This window comes from Paenibacillus sp. J22P277 (genome assembly GCF_059383675.1).
In genome coordinates, this window is sequence record NZ_JBXENS010000011.1 from 129,968 (window position 1) to 143,971 (window position 14,004).

Sequence of the window (14,004 nt, forward strand, 5' to 3'; positions counted from 1 at the left end):
AAAGGAAGAAGACGGTAGTGCCCTCTAATTCGATATCTCCCTCACGATTGCTTGCCATCTCCGACATTCACGGCTGCGAGGAAAGCCTGAAACGGCTTCTTGCGGCCGCCGAATACAATCCGTCGCTAGATCGGCTCATCCTGCTCGGCGATTATATCGACGCCGCCCATCCCGGCACCTACGGGACGCTGCGGTATATCCGTTCGCTCGTGCAGCAAGGCGCATGCGCGCTGCTCGGCAACCACGAGCTGAAGCTGCTGCGGCAATTCGACTATTCGCATTTGTCCGAAGAAGAGACGGCGGAATGGAGCGGCTGGATCCGAAGCTTGCCCCGCTACCGGATGGAGGACGGTTACCTGTTCGTCCATGCCGGTATCCGCCCGGGCGTCGGGCTGCTCGGCCAGACGCTTGCGGATTTGACCGAAATCCGGGATGACTTCCTGAATAAGCCGACCGACACGGAATACACAGTCGTATTTGGGCATACGCCTACATTCAAGCTGGGCGCGCCCGGGAAGCTGTGGTTCGGGGAAGGAAAGATCGGCATCGATACCGGCGCGAAGCATGGACATCGCCTGACCTTGTTCGACGTGCACAAGCGGCTCAGCTACTGGTGCAAGACCGATTCGAACCCCAAGGCGGCCGCCGTGAACAAAACCATTTATTGAAAACGATGGATGCAAGCGTCGTCCTCTACTTAGAACGCACCCCTTCGTATCGTCATCGGCGGAGCCTCCGGGCAGCCGACGGCCATGCCATGGGGTGTTTTTACGTGACGGGATCGCTCTCCGTTGTCGCCCGCCGCGGGCTCGTCCGCATCCGAGATTCGGGAACGATCGTTTTCCCGCGCTTGATTGATTCGCCGTTCTGCATTAGCATGGTTATATAAGAATTCAAGCTTGCCGTTCTTGCGCTCGCCCATTAACCGCCCTGCGAGGCAGTTCCAAAATACATGAGGGAAAGGTTGTCGCGATCAAATGCATATTGACCTCTATTCCGATGTCGCTTGTCCATGGTGCCGTATCGGGAAGCAAAACCTGACCCGCGCTTTGCAGTTGTGGGAAGAACAATGCGGCGAACCGGTAACCATCGCCTATCACGCGTACCAATTGGACCCCAACCTGCCGGAGGAGGGCCGCGTGTACGATGAAGCCATGATGCGCAAAATGGGCGGAACGGACCACCTGAAACGCGTCGCGGATCATGTCACGAGCGCCGGCGCCGCCGTCGGCGTGACGTTTCGGTTCGACCGCGTATCCAAGATGCCGAATACCCGGCTGGCGCACCGCTTCGTCTCGCTGCTGCCCGAGGAGATGAAGGAATCCGCGATCGAAGCGCTGTTCAAGGCGTATTTCGAAGACGGTGCCGACATCACGGAATTGAAGGCCATCCTCGCGATCGCCGAAGGGCTCGGCGCGAACCTGCCCGGCCTGCGCGAACGCCTGGAACGGGGCGAAGGCGCCGAGGAGGTCGAGGCCGACCTGAAGCGGGCGCGCCAGATCGGCGTCACCGGCGTGCCGTTCTTCGTGTTCAACAACCGCTACGCGCTGTCCGGCGCCTATCCCGCCGAAGAGCTGTTCGGTCTGATGGGCGGCGCCCGGGTGTAAGGAACGAACGGACCGGTCCATGGACGGCCGGTTCTCCCGGCGCGCATTATGGCGCCGAATGCTGCAAGCGTCGGGACGCCCAAACAACGGCGGCGTTGCGCAATTGGCGGCGGCTGTGCCGCGCAAAAAACCGTCCGATTCGGCGAATGGGCCGAATTCGGACGGTTTTTTGTCGCGGTTCGCGAGATGACCGCGAACCCTTTATAACGCGTTTATTATTTGGCCGCTTTGGCGGAATAGACGTTGATGTGGTCGATATGCGCCGTTTTGCCTTTGGCGACCGTGCTCGGACCGACGAATTTCAGTTCGTACGAGGAAACGGGATAGACATAGATCTTGTCCGTTCCGCTGAAGCGGACTTCCTTCGGCATGCCGAGCGTCTTGATGACGGACGTGAAGGTCAGCGATTTGATGCCTACCGACTGATCGACCGATTCGCCGAAATTGCGAAGGTCGTAGATGATGCCGGATTTGTTGACGCCGAAGGCGAACGCGCCTTGTCCCATGCCGAAATTATAGCCCTCGTAATGGTTGCCCTTCGAATCGCCGCCCGTATCCGGCTGGCCCCATTTGTAATGGACCGCGGAGATCGGCGTTTTGCCCGCGATCGCGTTCAAGCCGGGGATTTTACCCTGCTTGGCGAGCGAGTAAATGGTCTTTATATAGGTGCTGCCCGTTTGGGCGCTTAGGCTTGCCGGTACCGGAGCTTGCGCGCTGGCCGCGCTCGCCGCGTGTGCTTGAGGTTGTGCCGCGAGTGCGACGGAACCCGCCGTAATCAGTCCGGCCAAGGCCAGTTTGCTCCATGTCTTCATTGCTGGATTCATTTTTGCGTTCATGCTATAACTCACCTCTTCGTTGGATTTGCGACCCGGGACGTCGTTGCCTTACACGTTCATATTACCCGCCGCGCAGACGCATTTCGTTACAAAAGAGTAACGAGAAAGTAACAACAAAGTAACGATTTCCGCTGCCTCGCAACGCGCACGAAGGGCTGGACGAACAAAAAGACGGCCCGCTCAGTGCGCGCCGCCGATGAATTTGAGCCCTGCCACGCCGACGAAGATCATCCCGATGAACACCAGCTTGCGCTTGTCTCTGGATTCGCCGAACAGCAGCATCCCGAGAATGACGCTGCCGACCGAGCCGATCCCCGTCCAGATGGCGTAAGCCGTGCTGATGGGAATATCCTGCAGCGCGCGCGATAAACAATAAAAGCTGACGAACCCCGATGCCAGGGCGAGCAGCGTGCCCTTCCAATTCTTGAAGCCGTTCGACAGCTTCATTCCCGTAACGCCTCCGACCTCCCCGAGTCCGGAAAGCAGCAAAAACAGCCAGGCCACGGCGCAACCCCCTCTCATGTCCGTGCAAGCTTAGTCCGCGGTGATTTTCGTTTTGGCCGCTTCGGCCGCATTCTCCGCCTCCGTCCTGCCGGAAATCACCTTCAATCCGACGATGCCGCCGACGAGCAGCGCGATGAACAACAGCTTCAGAACGTTCACCGGCTCATCCAGCACCGCAATGCCCACGACGACGGTCCCCACCGTGCCGATTCCCGTGAACACGGCGTACGCCGTCCCGATCTCGATGCGCTTCATCGCCTTGGCGAAGCAGAAGAAGCTCGCCGCCAGGATCGCGACCGTGATCAGGCTCGGCAGCCACTTGGTAAATCCCTCCGATTCCTGAAGGCCGTACGCCCAGACCACTTCCAGTACGCCAGCGATCAGCAAATAGAGCCATGCCATGTCGTCCTCATCCTTTCCTTCCGGCCTGCTCGAGCGCCAACGCGTCCTGCAGCCAACGCCACAGCAGCGCCTGCCGCCGGCGATAAAGTTCCGTATCGTACAGCTTATATTCCACCAGCAGTCCGTCGGTCAGCGCGAAGAACAGCGCGATCAGCCGTTCCGCCTGCTCGTTATCGAGCGAATCCGTGCCGAGGCATTCATGGAGCAGCTTGATCATGGGCACGGTAAAGACATCCTCGTACGCGATGAAATCCCGGCGAAGCCGCTCCTCCAAATTCCGCGGCGGCATGAGCATCGTCCGCTTCAGGAACGACTGTCCTTTGGTGAGGCCGTCCAAATCGGTGAAGAAACGGAAAACCGCATAAAAACGCGCTATGGGCGGCTGATCCTCCATGCTTCGGAGCAACAGCGTGAATTTCTCGTGTTCTTCGTGCACGGCGTCCTCCAGCAGCGCGAGAAAGAGCTGCTCCTTGGACTCGAAATGCGCATAAATCGACGGCGTCTTGATGCCGACGGCTTTGGCGATCTCCGACAAGGAGACGCCTTCGTAGCCCGCTTCCGCGAACAGCGCGAGGGCGGTTTGTTTAAGACGGGTTGCGGTCATGCGGTGACACCCTTTCAAGTCGTTCAAATTTACCTAACGATCGTTAGTTAACCATTACTAGAGTAACGGTTCTCGCTCCGCGCGTCAAGTGTTTGCGGCGGCTACCCAGGTCCGGCTCGCGAAATTCGCCGCAAAGCAGCCTGAATTTTATTCAGCGGCTGGAAATCGAGTCCTTATTATGTTGTTATGTAAGTACGTAATTCGGTAATAACATGCAATTATTTTATTGCGGGTTGAACGGGAATGAACGAAGACCGAGATTTCGGAGGGACGACGAACCGGCCGAAAGGAGATTTATTCATGATTCTCGCATTGGCGCTATTCCTGCTGGCCGGACTGGCCGAGATCGGCGGCGGCTATCTCGTATGGCTGTGGCTCAAGGACGCGAAGCCGCTCTGGTTCGGGATTGTCGGCAGCCTCATACTCGTCGCTTACGGCGTCATCCCGACCTTGCAAAGCTTTCCGTCGTTCGGGCGCGTCTATGCCGCCTACGGCGGGGCGTTCGTCGTGCTCGCGGTGCTCTGGGGCTGGCTGGTCGACCGAAAAACGCCGGACGTGTACGATTGGATCGGCGCCGCCGTTTGCATCGTCGGCGTATCCATCATGCTGTGGGCGCCCCGTCCGGCATAGCCTTTGCGGCGCGAAGCTTGCGAGCAGGCGCAATCCGCGGGATACCATGATCGCCTACTCCAAAGCGCAGCAGACCGGCATCGATTCATCGACTTCCCTGGTCGCCGAGAGCTTGCTTTGCTCGAACGCACGCACGCGCACGCGAATTAGACCAAGAAGCCGGGGCACCAGCCCCGGCTTCTTTTCAATAAACCGCTCCTCAAACCGCTCCTCTTCAAGGAATCGTCTGTTCCTCGTCGAAATGCCCCGATCGATTCACCTTCGTCTGCAAGTATTTGCGGTTGAACTCCGAGACGTCGCCCCACAGCGGCACGCGCGCGCCGACGTTCATCCCGGATGCCTTAAGCGCCTCCATCTTCCGCGGGTTGTTCGTGATCAGCGTGACCGGTTTGCCGCGCAGATGTTTGAGCACGGTCAGCGTGTCGTCATAACTGCGCGCGTCGTCCTTGAAGCCGAGCTCCAGGTTCGCTTCGACCGTGTCGTAGCCCTTCTCCTGAAGCAGGTAAGCCATCGCTTTGCTGAACAACCCGATGCCGCGCCCCTCGTGATTCGCGAGATAAAACAGCGCCCCGGCGCCATGCGCCGCGATCATCTTCATCGACTGATGCAGCTGATAGCCGCAATCGCATCGCTTGCTTCCGAATATGTCGCCGGTATGGCAGATGCTGTGCATCCGGATGAGCGCGTCCTCCGCGTTCGCGAAATCGCCGTGGACGAGCACGCTCGACTGCTGCTTCTCCGCGAGATTGGAAGCCGACAGCTGCTCGATCAGAAACTCCGTTCGTTCTTTCTCCTTGCAGCTGCCTTCCTTATGGACGAGATCCTTGCAGGGCAGCCAGCAGTACCATTGAAACTCGATCGTCTCGCCGTCCAAATTGACCGGCAGCTTGATCGGTCCCACCAAAATGATCGTGCCCGACTTCCCCTTGATCGTGTCGATGTTCTGATCGAGCATCGACACGATGTTTTCATCAATGACTGGCATCATGGCGCCTCCTTGACTCTCCGTTTCTCCAGCTTGGTGCCGTTTACGCTAGGTTTCCCCCGGAAACCGAAAATAAGCCGCCTCGCGGGCGATAGCCTTCGGGACAGCCGTTTGCGGCGGGCGGATCAGTGCGCCGCCATCGCTTTCTTGATCATCGCGTTCACGCCGCTGACGTCGGGATGGGACGGAATAGCCGCGTCGCTCAGCTTGTAGTTCAGCTTCAGCGTCAGGATCCGCGTCACGCTCTCGTCGATCCGTTTCTCCGAAATATCGCCCTTCTGCACGCTTTGCTTCAACGCCCCGAGCACGGTCTTGGCATCTTCGTACCCGTGCGCGAGCAGGACGATATCGCTGCCGGCTTTGACCGAGGTCATGGCCGCCTGCGCCAACCCGAAGTTCTCGGAGATCGCGCCCATCGTCATGTCGTCGGTGATGACGACGCCCTTGAAGCCCAGCTCGCCGCGCAGCTCGTCCGTGATGATCGTTTTCGATAATGATGCCGGCACGTTTTTGTCGATCTTGGGGAACAGGATATGCGCAACCATGACCATGTCGATGCCGTCCTTGACCGCCGCCTTGAAAGGCACCCACTCGAACGCCTTCAGCTGCGCCAAGCTCTTGTTCACGACCGGCAGCTCCAAATGGGAGTCCACCGACGTATCCCCGTGGCCCGGAAAATGCTTCACGACCGGGACCACGCCCTGATCGCGAATGCTCTCCATCACGGCCAAACCCATGTCGGTCACCCGTTTCGGGGTCGTGCCGTAGGAGCGGTCGCCGATGACCGGGTTCTTGGGATTGCTGTTGATATCGAGCACGGGCGCGAAGTCCACGTTGAAGCCCATCAGCTTGCTCGCCGCTCCGAGGGCCGTCCCGATCTGACTGGCGTAGGAGACATCGCCCGTGTCCCCGATGACCCTGCCCGCGGGAATCTTCAGCAGACCGGGCAGCCTGCTGACGCGGCCGCCTTCCTGATCGACCGAGATCAGCAGCGGCGCGTGGTTGTCCGCGTTCCAGGCCTTGAGCTGATTGACGTAAGCGGCGACGCCGGCCGGGGTCGTGACGTTCTCTTTATAGAAGATAAAGCCGCCGATATGCTGCTGCTGAATCATCAGCTTCGCCTGCGCGCTCGCGGTCGTGCCGTCGAGGCCGGCGATGACCATCTCGCCCAGCTTCTCGTCCAGCGTCATCTTCTGCAGCTTCTGCGCGACAAGTTCCGCCGTCGTCGGCGCGGGAGGCACCGCCGGCTCCTGCGGCGATGACGGTTCGTTGCCGGTATCGCCCGGCTTCGCGGGCGGCGACGACCCGTTATTGCCCGCATTGCCGCCGTTGCTTGGCTGGCTGGGCGTCTCCCCGGAAGGATTCCCGGCATCGGGGGTCTTGACCGGCGGCGGTGCCGTCGTGCCCGTATTTTCGCCGTTTCCGGAAGAGCCGCATCCGCCGGCAAGGCCGACCGAAAGCACCAGCAGGGCAAGCCATAATTTCCTCATGTCAACCACACTCGTTTCGTCGATGTCTTCTTAGTCTTACCCTTTCCGACGAAAGAAGACCCCGCGATTGTTGCAGTCGACCGGCTTCACGAGGATGCGTATGCGGTTAGAAGACGTTCCGCGGCAGGCGAAACGCCGAAAAGCCGCCCGCCCGTTTCCGGGTGATGACGGCCGATTGCGCGCCCCGATCAGATCGTCCACAGGCTCCAGTCGCTGCGGCGCTTGCCGATCGAATCGATCCAGCGCAGCGAGACATCGAACAGCTCGTCGCGGGAGGCTTTGCTGGAGAAGGTATGATCTCCCTGCAAAATGACTTCTTTATCGCAATTGCCTTCCTTGCGCAGCCAAAACATTTTCTGGTACAGGAAGCAGTAATCGACCGGGATCACCGTGTCGGCCGTGCCGTGCACGATCAGCACGTCGCCGGCGTAGCCGCCCAGCTCGGTGAGCGGCTGGAACTGCGCCAGCGAATCGGTGAACCGCTTCGTGAACAGATAATGCATATAGTCGGTCTTGCCCACGGTGTCGATCTCCTCGATCGCCTTCATGCCGACGATGTTGCGGATATCCATGAACGGATGCGCGACCGGCGCCCACAGCACGAGGGATTTGACGCGCGCATCCCGCGCCGCCGTGAGGACCGCGACCGCGCCGCCCAGGCTGTGCCCCAAGAGCACGAGCCGCTCCGAATCCACCAAGTCGAGGCCGGAGGCATAGTCGATGACCGTCCGGGTCTGAGCGATGAGCTCATCCAAACCGCCGCTGCCGTAGTCGCCGGTGCTTTCGCCGCAGCCGCCGTAATCGAACCGAAGCACGAGATGTCCGCTGCGCGTCAGCTGGTCGGCCGCTTCCACGAACAGGCGATCCGTTCCCATCCGGTTGCCGATAAAACCATGGCAAATAATCACGATCGGGTACTTGCTCCCGTACCTTGCGCCTTCCTGCACGACCGGGTACTGCAGCACGCCGGCCAATTCTATATCGCCGCTCTTAATCGTTATGGGATGATTCATAATCGGCACCACCTTATTCCTATAATTCCTACCTACTTTGTTGGGATTAACAATACCATGGATAATCCCGCCCGTCAATCGCCTTTTCCCCCAGGAATCAGCCAACGGTACGGCGTGCAAAACGCGATCTCGACGGTCGCACGCCGGTTACCCGGCGACATGCTTCGCCCTAATCCCCGATATGCTTCAGCGCCTCGCGCACGCTAAGGGACGAAAGCTCGTGCTCGCGGACGAAGGCCCGCACGGCTTCCGGATCGGTTTTGCCGTATTCCCGCAGCGCCCAGCCGATCGCCTTGCGCATGAAGAAATCGCCCTCGTGCGCCGTCCGCCGAATGAGCGCGAACAATAACCCCGCATCCGTGCGTTCCTTGTAGCCGAGCTGAAACAGGATCGCGCTGCGCCGCAGCCACAGGTTGTCCGACGCGATCCATTTCTCCGAGAACGCGGGCACGAGCTCCGGATGCTTCGCGAAGAGCGTTCCCGCGAGATGGCTCGCGATCATGTCGACGGTGTCCCACCACGCCTGCGTCGTGATGAGAAATTCCAGCAGCTCCGTTTGCTCCGGACGCAGATCCTTTTTGCGTTTCTCCAACAGCATCAACGCCGTATACGGAAACTCGCGTTCCGGCAGCAGCCATAATCGCCGTACCGCGGTTTCGAGCTCCGCCCCGGCCGGCACGCCGCGCTCCTTCATGTACTGCTTCGCGAGCGCCGTGCGCTCCGGATTGCGAATGCCGAGAAACAAGAACTGATTCCGCATGTAAGCTTCCATCGAAGCCGCCCGCTCCGCGTTCGCATGGCTCCGCAGCAATTCCTCGAGTCCGCCCGCGTAAGCAATTCCGTTCCCCGTATGTATGGCCGTCATCCGGTTCGCCCCCTCTTAGCCTGATTATACAAGATAACGCGGCTCCAACCAAAACGCGACGCTACGAAAATCGGGATGCTTCGCCAAGGCCTTCCCGCTCCCTGTCCGCTCGCCGACGCAATAACAAAAAAGCCCCTTCCGCTCGAAGGGACCCGCTATCGCGATTACATCCAATCCAGTTGAATCGCCTCGCGCAGACGCGATCCGCTCACTCGCTCAAGCCACGTAATTATCGTCCGCGGCGCCGAAAAACTTGCTCAGCGCCACCACCATGCTGCCCATCCGTTCCTCCTCCGGGAATAACACCTGCGCCACGCCCTCTTCGCGCAGCGCCTCCGCCGACACCTTGCCGACGGCCGCCGCCAGCACGCCGCCCGCGAAAGCCGCCCGCAGCGCCTCCAGCTTGCCGCGCTCCATCGCGCAGCCCATCACGCAGCGGACCTGCGCCGTGCTCGTGAAAGCCACGGCATCCACTCGGCCGCCGATAATCTCGTCGATCAACCGATCGACGACATCGCCCTCCGGCGGAAGGTGGCGGTACGGCAGCAGCTCCTCGCAGACGGCTCCGCGGGCGGATAGCTCGGCGGTAATCCGCGGCGCGGGATCGCCGTAGAGCTGCAGCGCGACCCGCATGCCGGTCAAGTCGTTCTGTCCCATGACCCGAAGAAGGCCGGCCGTCGTGCCGTCGTCGTCGCGCGCATCCGGCGCCAGTCCGAACCGGCGCAGCGCGTTCACGGTCTTGTAGCCGCGGGCCGCGATCCGCATCCGGCCGAGCGCGGCGAGAAACGGCATCAGCAGCGCCAGCCGATCCGCCGCGTCCAGCAAGGCCTCCGTCCCCGTGCCGGTCGTCAGGACGAGCCAATCCGCCGGGTCGGCGATCAAGCCGCGCAGCTGCTCCTCGATCCGGCCTTCGTCGAGGAAAACTTCGCCCTGCGCCGGCCGAAGCAGCGTCGTCCCGCCGAATTTGGCCACCATTCTATCGAAGTCGTCCGCCTTGCGCGCTCCCGTCACCGCTATCGTTTTCCCTTCCAATCGCGCCATCCCGGTCGCCTCCCGCCTCGTAATCGCCGTTGCCCGGCACAATACCCGAATTCCCTCTCAGCCCGATTGCGGCGCTAATCTTAGGATACCTTCGCTTCGACACCGTCCTTCAGGAACAGGACCACGTTGCCGGCGTCGTCCACTTCGACCGGATACGCGTCCACGCAGCCTTCGTCCGGCGCTTGCACGCGTCCGTCGTGCAGGTCGATCTTCCAATCATGCAGGGGACAATAGACATGATGATCGCATACGATTCCTTCGGAAAGCCTGCCCTGTTTGTGCGGGCAGCGGTTCTCGACCGCCTTGACCGTGCCGTCCGACAGCCTGAACATCGCCAGCTCCAGCGTCCCTGCCCGGAACACCCGTCCCGAACGCGCCGGAAATTCGGAAATATGCCCTACCACCACTTGGTTCATCGCGCTTCCGCTCCTTCGCCCAGCCGCCGACCGGCGACGGCTTTCTATGATCGGACGCCGCACGATCTTCCTCGCGCGTCGCCGCTTGCCCATGCCATCTTCCGTCCGCTTCGCGGCTTGCCCATACCGTTCTCCGCCTGCTTCGCGGCTTCCGTTTACTTCCCGTCGGCAGCCTGGCCGCCGACCGCCGCCGTCTTGACGTCGAACGCGCTGCGCAACCCGTGGTTCTCGATGATCTGCTTCCACGGATCCTGCGTCAGCTCCAGCGCCTTGTCGATGCGGGCGTTAAGCGCGTCGCGGTCTTCCGGCTTCTCGAGCGCCCGCTTGATCGTATCCAGCCCGACGCGCAACGACCACTCGCTCGTGCGCTCCATATAATTTGCCGTCTCGCGGTAATATTGCAGATAAGCGCCGGTCCACGCGAGCACTTCCTCCTCGGTCTTGACCTTCGTCAGCAGATCCGCCGCGCGGACGCGGGTGCCGCCGTTGCCGGCCGCGTAGAGCTCCCACCCGCCGTCGATCGCGACGACGCCGAGGTCCTTGATCGTCGCCTCCGCGCAGTTGCGCGGGCAGCCGGATACGGCGAGTTTCACCTTGTGCGGCGTGTTCAGCCGTTCGAATTTCTTCTCCAGATCCACGCCCATCTTGATGGCATCCTGGGTGCCGAAGCGGCAAAACGTGTTGCCGACGCAGGTCTTGACCGTCCGCAGCGACTTGCCGTAGGCGTACCCGGACGGCATGTCGAGGTCCTTCCACATACCCGGCAGATCTTCTTTCTTGACGCCGAGCAAATCGATCCGCTGACCGCCGGTGAATTTGACGAGCGGCACCCTGTACTTCTCCGCGACCGTCGCGATCTTCATCAGATCCTCCGGCGTCGTCACGCCGCCATAGATGCGCGGAACGACGGAGTACGTGCCGTCCTTCTGAATGTTGGCGTGGTTGCGCTCGTTGACGAAGCGCGATTCCCGTTCGTCCTCGTGCTCCTCCGGGAACGCCATGCCGAGGTAATAGTTGAGCGCCGGGCGGCATTTGGAACAGCCCTCCGAATTGCGCCATTCCAGCACGTGCATGGCTTCTTTCGTCGTCGTCAGATGCATCTCCCGTATGGCGCCCACGATCTCGTCCCGGGACAGCGTCGTGCAGCCGCAGATGCCTTCCTTTACCGTCGCCACCCGATCGGCGCCGAGCGTCGCCGACAGAACCGCTTCCACGAGCGGCTTGCACCCGCCGCAGCCGGCGGAGGCCTTCGTGCAGGCCTTCAGCTCGGGTACGCTGACGCAGCCTTTCTCCGTTATGGCTCCGACCAGCGCATCCTTGGTCACGCCGTTGCAGCCGCAGATGATTTCGTCGCCGCTCATCGCCGCGACCAGATCGGTCGCGCTCTCCGACTTGCCCCCCGCGCCGGACGGTCCGAACAAGACCTCTTTCTCGATGCCCGCGTAATCCTTCCCGCCGCGGATGGCCGAGAACAGCTTCGAGCTGTCGCCCGTATCCCCGAAGAGCACAGCGCCGACGACTTTGCCGTTCTCGAACACGACCTTCTTATAGATGCCGTCCAGATCGTCCTGGACGCGGAGCGCCTTGGTGCCGGGTTCGTCCGCGAAACGTCCGGCCGAGAAGACATGGACGCCGGAGACTTTGAGCTTCGTCGACACGACCGAGCCCTGGTAGCCGTCGCCGTCCACGCCCGCCAGCTTCCTGGCCAGCACCGCGCCTTGCTCGTAAAGCGGCGCCACGAGGCCGTAGGAGACGCCGCGATGCTCCGCGCATTCCCCGACGGCATGGATGTTCGGGAGGCTTGCGGCCATATAATCGTCCACCGCGATGCCATCGTTCACGACGAGGCCGCTTTGCTTCGCCAGCTGCGCGTTCGGCCGAATGCCGACCGCCATGACGATCAGATCCGCCGCCTCGTGGGAGCCGTCCTTGAACGTCAGTCCCGTGACGCGGTCTCCGCCCGCAATGAAGTCGGACTGTTTGCCCAGCAGAAACTTCATTCCTTGGCTCTCCAGCTCCGCCTGCAGCATGCGCGAGGCCGTCTCGTCCAGCTGCCGGTTCATCAGATACGGGCTGTTGTGGACGACGCCGACCTCCATGCCGAGGTTGATCAGGCCGCGGGCGGCTTCGAGGCCGAGCAGGCCGCCGCCGATGACGACGGCTTTCCGGTACCGTTTGGCCGTCTCGATCATCGTCTCGCAATCCTTGATATCGCGGAACGCGATGACGCCTTCCTTGTCGGCGCCGGGCAGCGGCAGCATGAACGGCAGCGAGCCCGTCGCGAACACCAGCTCGTCGTAAGGCAGCGTCTCTCCCACGCTCGTCGTGACGGTCCGCTCCGCCGCGTCCACCGCCACCGCTTCTTGCCCGGCCAGCAGCGCAATGCCGTTGTCGCGGTACCAGTCCCAATCGTTCAAAATGATATCGTTCATGCCGGCGTCGCCCGCGAGAACGGACGAGAGCATGATGCGGTTATAGTTCGGATGCGGCTCGGCTCCGATAATGGACACGTCGTACCGGCTCGGGTTAAGCTTCAACAGTTGTTCGACGAACGACACGCCGGCCATGCCGTTGCCAATCATGACGAGCTTCTTTTTCATGGCGATCTCTCCTCTTGGAAAAAGTGATGACGCGTCCCGGAAACCATAAAAAGCCCATCCGCGCGTCAACGTGAAGAAGACGCGGAGATAGGCACCATTGCCGGATCGAAAGGGCACGCCGTTGTGCCGCAGGATCGAATATTATGACTCGATTATAGATCGTTCCAAGATATATGTCAACTATCTTGACATGAGTTGCGGAGTTGTTCCATAATACAGCGAGAAGGTTCGGTATTGCGCGCCATAATGAAGGCGTTACACGTCACATTCCATTACATCATTGCCTCTGCAACCGTGAAATGAACGCCCAAGCCCAGCCAAGCGAGGTGATGATCGTTGAAAGCCATACTTTTGCTTGAACAAGGAACGTCTTCCGATGCCGTGCGCAGCCTGCGGCAATGCTGCGAATCGCTGCACCGGGCCGAACGCGCGGAAGAAGCCAAGCGTCTCATCGGCACCGTCGACGCGGTCGTGCTGCACGTGCCGGCCGCAACGATGCACGAGTGGCAGTCCGCTATAGCCCGCATGCGTCGGCTTCCTACGCTGTGGCTCTGCTCGGACGCCGCGGTACCGAAGGACATCGAATGGGGCTTCATGCCGGACGGCGTCCTCTTCGGTTCCATGAACAGCCTGGAAATGGACGTGGCGCTGAAGTGGGGGCAGCGCGCGTTCCAACAGCGCAAACGCTGGGCGGAAGAGCGCGAGCAGCTGATGCAGCGGCTCGAAGAGCGCAAATGGATCGATCAGGCGAAGGCCGTGCTGTGCGAGATCAAAGGGATTACCGAAGCGGAAGCCTATGAATTCCTGCGCAAACAGGCAATGAACGAACGCAAGCGGATCGGGGATGTTTCGGCCTCTATCGTGAAAGTCTACCAGCTCATTCACGGTTGAACGCGATTCAAATGGCCAAAAAATTTTCTTCGATTGCTTGTGTCAGGAATATTGACATGCGATTTCCCTTCCCCCTATAATGCAAACTAAGATCACAAAGTCGTGTATCGAACGATGACC

At 60.7% G+C, this 14,004-nt stretch carries 15 protein-coding genes; 4 read left to right on the forward strand and 11 right to left on the reverse strand.

Going from position 1 to position 14,004, the window contains the following annotated elements; genetic code table 11:
• Positions 1-17: 17 nt before the first annotated feature.
• The gene (locus AC50YL_RS32625) at positions 18-668 is read left to right on the forward strand and encodes a metallophosphoesterase (protein ID WP_494837560.1); all 651 of its coding nucleotides are present in this window, start codon (positions 18-20) and stop codon (positions 666-668) included.
• Positions 669-977: 309 nt separating this feature from the next.
• On the forward strand, positions 978-1,607 hold the full coding sequence (locus AC50YL_RS32630; RefSeq protein WP_494837561.1) for a DsbA family oxidoreductase: 630 nt from the start codon (positions 978-980) through the stop codon (positions 1,605-1,607).
• A gap of 215 nt (positions 1,608-1,822) precedes the next feature.
• On the opposite strand, the gene AC50YL_RS32635 is transcribed toward AC50YL_RS32630, so the two are convergent.
• The 4 genes from AC50YL_RS32635 to AC50YL_RS32650 form a co-directional block, all read right to left on the reverse strand.
• On the reverse strand, positions 1,823-2,443 hold the full coding sequence (locus AC50YL_RS32635) for a YjgB family protein (RefSeq protein WP_494837562.1): 621 nt from the start codon (positions 2,441-2,443) through the stop codon (positions 1,823-1,825).
• 180 nt (positions 2,444-2,623) lie between these two features.
• Positions 2,624-2,947: a DMT family transporter gene (locus tag AC50YL_RS32640; RefSeq protein ID WP_494837563.1), complete on the reverse strand. Its 324-nt coding sequence runs from the start codon at positions 2,945-2,947 to the stop codon at positions 2,624-2,626.
• Positions 2,948-2,977: 30 nt separating this feature from the next.
• Positions 2,978-3,349, reverse strand: coding sequence for a DMT family transporter (locus AC50YL_RS32645; protein ID WP_494837564.1), 372 nt, complete (start codon positions 3,347-3,349; stop codon positions 2,978-2,980).
• Positions 3,350-3,356: 7 nt separating this feature from the next.
• Positions 3,357-3,953: a TetR/AcrR family transcriptional regulator gene (locus AC50YL_RS32650; protein ID WP_494837565.1), complete on the reverse strand. Its 597-nt coding sequence runs from the start codon at positions 3,951-3,953 to the stop codon at positions 3,357-3,359.
• Positions 3,954-4,253: 300 nt separating this feature from the next.
• Here AC50YL_RS32650 and AC50YL_RS32655 point away from each other — a divergent pair, with 300 nt between their 5' ends.
• Positions 4,254-4,583: a YnfA family protein gene (locus AC50YL_RS32655; RefSeq protein WP_494837566.1), complete on the forward strand. Its 330-nt coding sequence runs from the start codon at positions 4,254-4,256 to the stop codon at positions 4,581-4,583.
• A 214-nt stretch (positions 4,584-4,797) separates the two neighbouring features.
• On the opposite strand, the gene AC50YL_RS32660 is transcribed toward AC50YL_RS32655, so the two are convergent.
• The 7 genes from AC50YL_RS32660 to nirB form a co-directional block, all read right to left on the reverse strand.
• Positions 4,798-5,538, reverse strand: a complete 741-nt coding sequence (locus AC50YL_RS32660; protein WP_494837633.1) for a GTP cyclohydrolase II — start codon at positions 5,536-5,538, stop codon at positions 4,798-4,800.
• Positions 5,539-5,693: 155 nt separating this feature from the next.
• Complete coding sequence (gene nagZ, locus AC50YL_RS32665; RefSeq protein WP_494837567.1) at positions 5,694-7,058, reverse strand: beta-N-acetylhexosaminidase; 1,365 nt, start codon at positions 7,056-7,058, stop codon at positions 5,694-5,696.
• 188 nt (positions 7,059-7,246) lie between these two features.
• A complete protein-coding gene (locus AC50YL_RS32670) occupies positions 7,247-8,071 on the reverse strand; it encodes an alpha/beta hydrolase family protein (protein ID WP_494837568.1) in 825 nt (274 codons plus the stop codon).
• Positions 8,072-8,240: 169 nt separating this feature from the next.
• Positions 8,241-8,936, reverse strand: a complete 696-nt coding sequence (locus tag AC50YL_RS32675; RefSeq protein WP_494837569.1) for a DNA alkylation repair protein — start codon at positions 8,934-8,936, stop codon at positions 8,241-8,243.
• Between the two features lie 216 nt (positions 8,937-9,152).
• Positions 9,153-9,977 (reverse strand): uroporphyrinogen-III synthase, encoded by an 825-nt coding sequence (locus tag AC50YL_RS32680; protein ID WP_494837570.1) that lies wholly within the window; start codon positions 9,975-9,977, stop codon positions 9,153-9,155.
• A gap of 80 nt (positions 9,978-10,057) precedes the next feature.
• Positions 10,058-10,393 (reverse strand): nitrite reductase small subunit NirD, encoded by a 336-nt coding sequence (nirD, locus tag AC50YL_RS32685; protein WP_494837571.1) that lies wholly within the window; start codon positions 10,391-10,393, stop codon positions 10,058-10,060.
• Between the two features lie 155 nt (positions 10,394-10,548).
• Positions 10,549-12,993 carry a nitrite reductase large subunit NirB gene (gene nirB / locus AC50YL_RS32690; RefSeq protein WP_494837572.1) on the reverse strand — a complete coding sequence of 815 codons (2,445 nt, stop codon included), beginning with the start codon at positions 12,991-12,993 and terminating at the stop codon, positions 10,549-10,551.
• A 336-nt stretch (positions 12,994-13,329) separates the two neighbouring features.
• Here nirB and AC50YL_RS32695 point away from each other — a divergent pair, with 336 nt between their 5' ends.
• Positions 13,330-13,884, forward strand: a complete 555-nt coding sequence (locus AC50YL_RS32695) for an ANTAR domain-containing response regulator (RefSeq protein ID WP_494837573.1) — start codon at positions 13,330-13,332, stop codon at positions 13,882-13,884.
• Positions 13,885-14,004 lie beyond the last annotated feature (120 nt).

Coding starts and splice junctions, on each gene's coding strand:
- AC50YL_RS32630 (WP_494837561.1), top strand. CDS start 978: ATGCATATTGACCTCTATTCCGATGTCGCTTGTCCATGGTGCCGTATC.
- AC50YL_RS32635 (WP_494837562.1), bottom strand. CDS start 2,443: ATGAACGCAAAAATGAATCCAGCAATGAAGACATGGAGCAAACTGGCC.
- AC50YL_RS32645 (WP_494837564.1), bottom strand. CDS start 3,349: ATGGCATGGCTCTATTTGCTGATCGCTGGCGTACTGGAAGTGGTCTGG.
- AC50YL_RS32650 (WP_494837565.1), bottom strand. CDS start 3,953: ATGACCGCAACCCGTCTTAAACAAACCGCCCTCGCGCTGTTCGCGGAA.
- AC50YL_RS32655 (WP_494837566.1), top strand. CDS start 4,254: ATGATTCTCGCATTGGCGCTATTCCTGCTGGCCGGACTGGCCGAGATC.
- AC50YL_RS32660 (WP_494837633.1), bottom strand. CDS start 5,538: ATGCTCGATCAGAACATCGACACGATCAAGGGGAAGTCGGGCACGATC.
- nagZ (WP_494837567.1), bottom strand. CDS start 7,058: ATGAGGAAATTATGGCTTGCCCTGCTGGTGCTTTCGGTCGGCCTTGCC.
- AC50YL_RS32670 (WP_494837568.1), bottom strand. CDS start 8,071: ATGAATCATCCCATAACGATTAAGAGCGGCGATATAGAATTGGCCGGC.
- AC50YL_RS32675 (WP_494837569.1), bottom strand. CDS start 8,936: ATGACGGCCATACATACGGGGAACGGAATTGCTTACGCGGGCGGACTC.
- AC50YL_RS32680 (WP_494837570.1), bottom strand. CDS start 9,977: ATGGCGCGATTGGAAGGGAAAACGATAGCGGTGACGGGAGCGCGCAAG.
- nirD (WP_494837571.1), bottom strand. CDS start 10,393: ATGAACCAAGTGGTGGTAGGGCATATTTCCGAATTTCCGGCGCGTTCG.
- nirB (WP_494837572.1), bottom strand. CDS start 12,993: ATGAAAAAGAAGCTCGTCATGATTGGCAACGGCATGGCCGGCGTGTCG.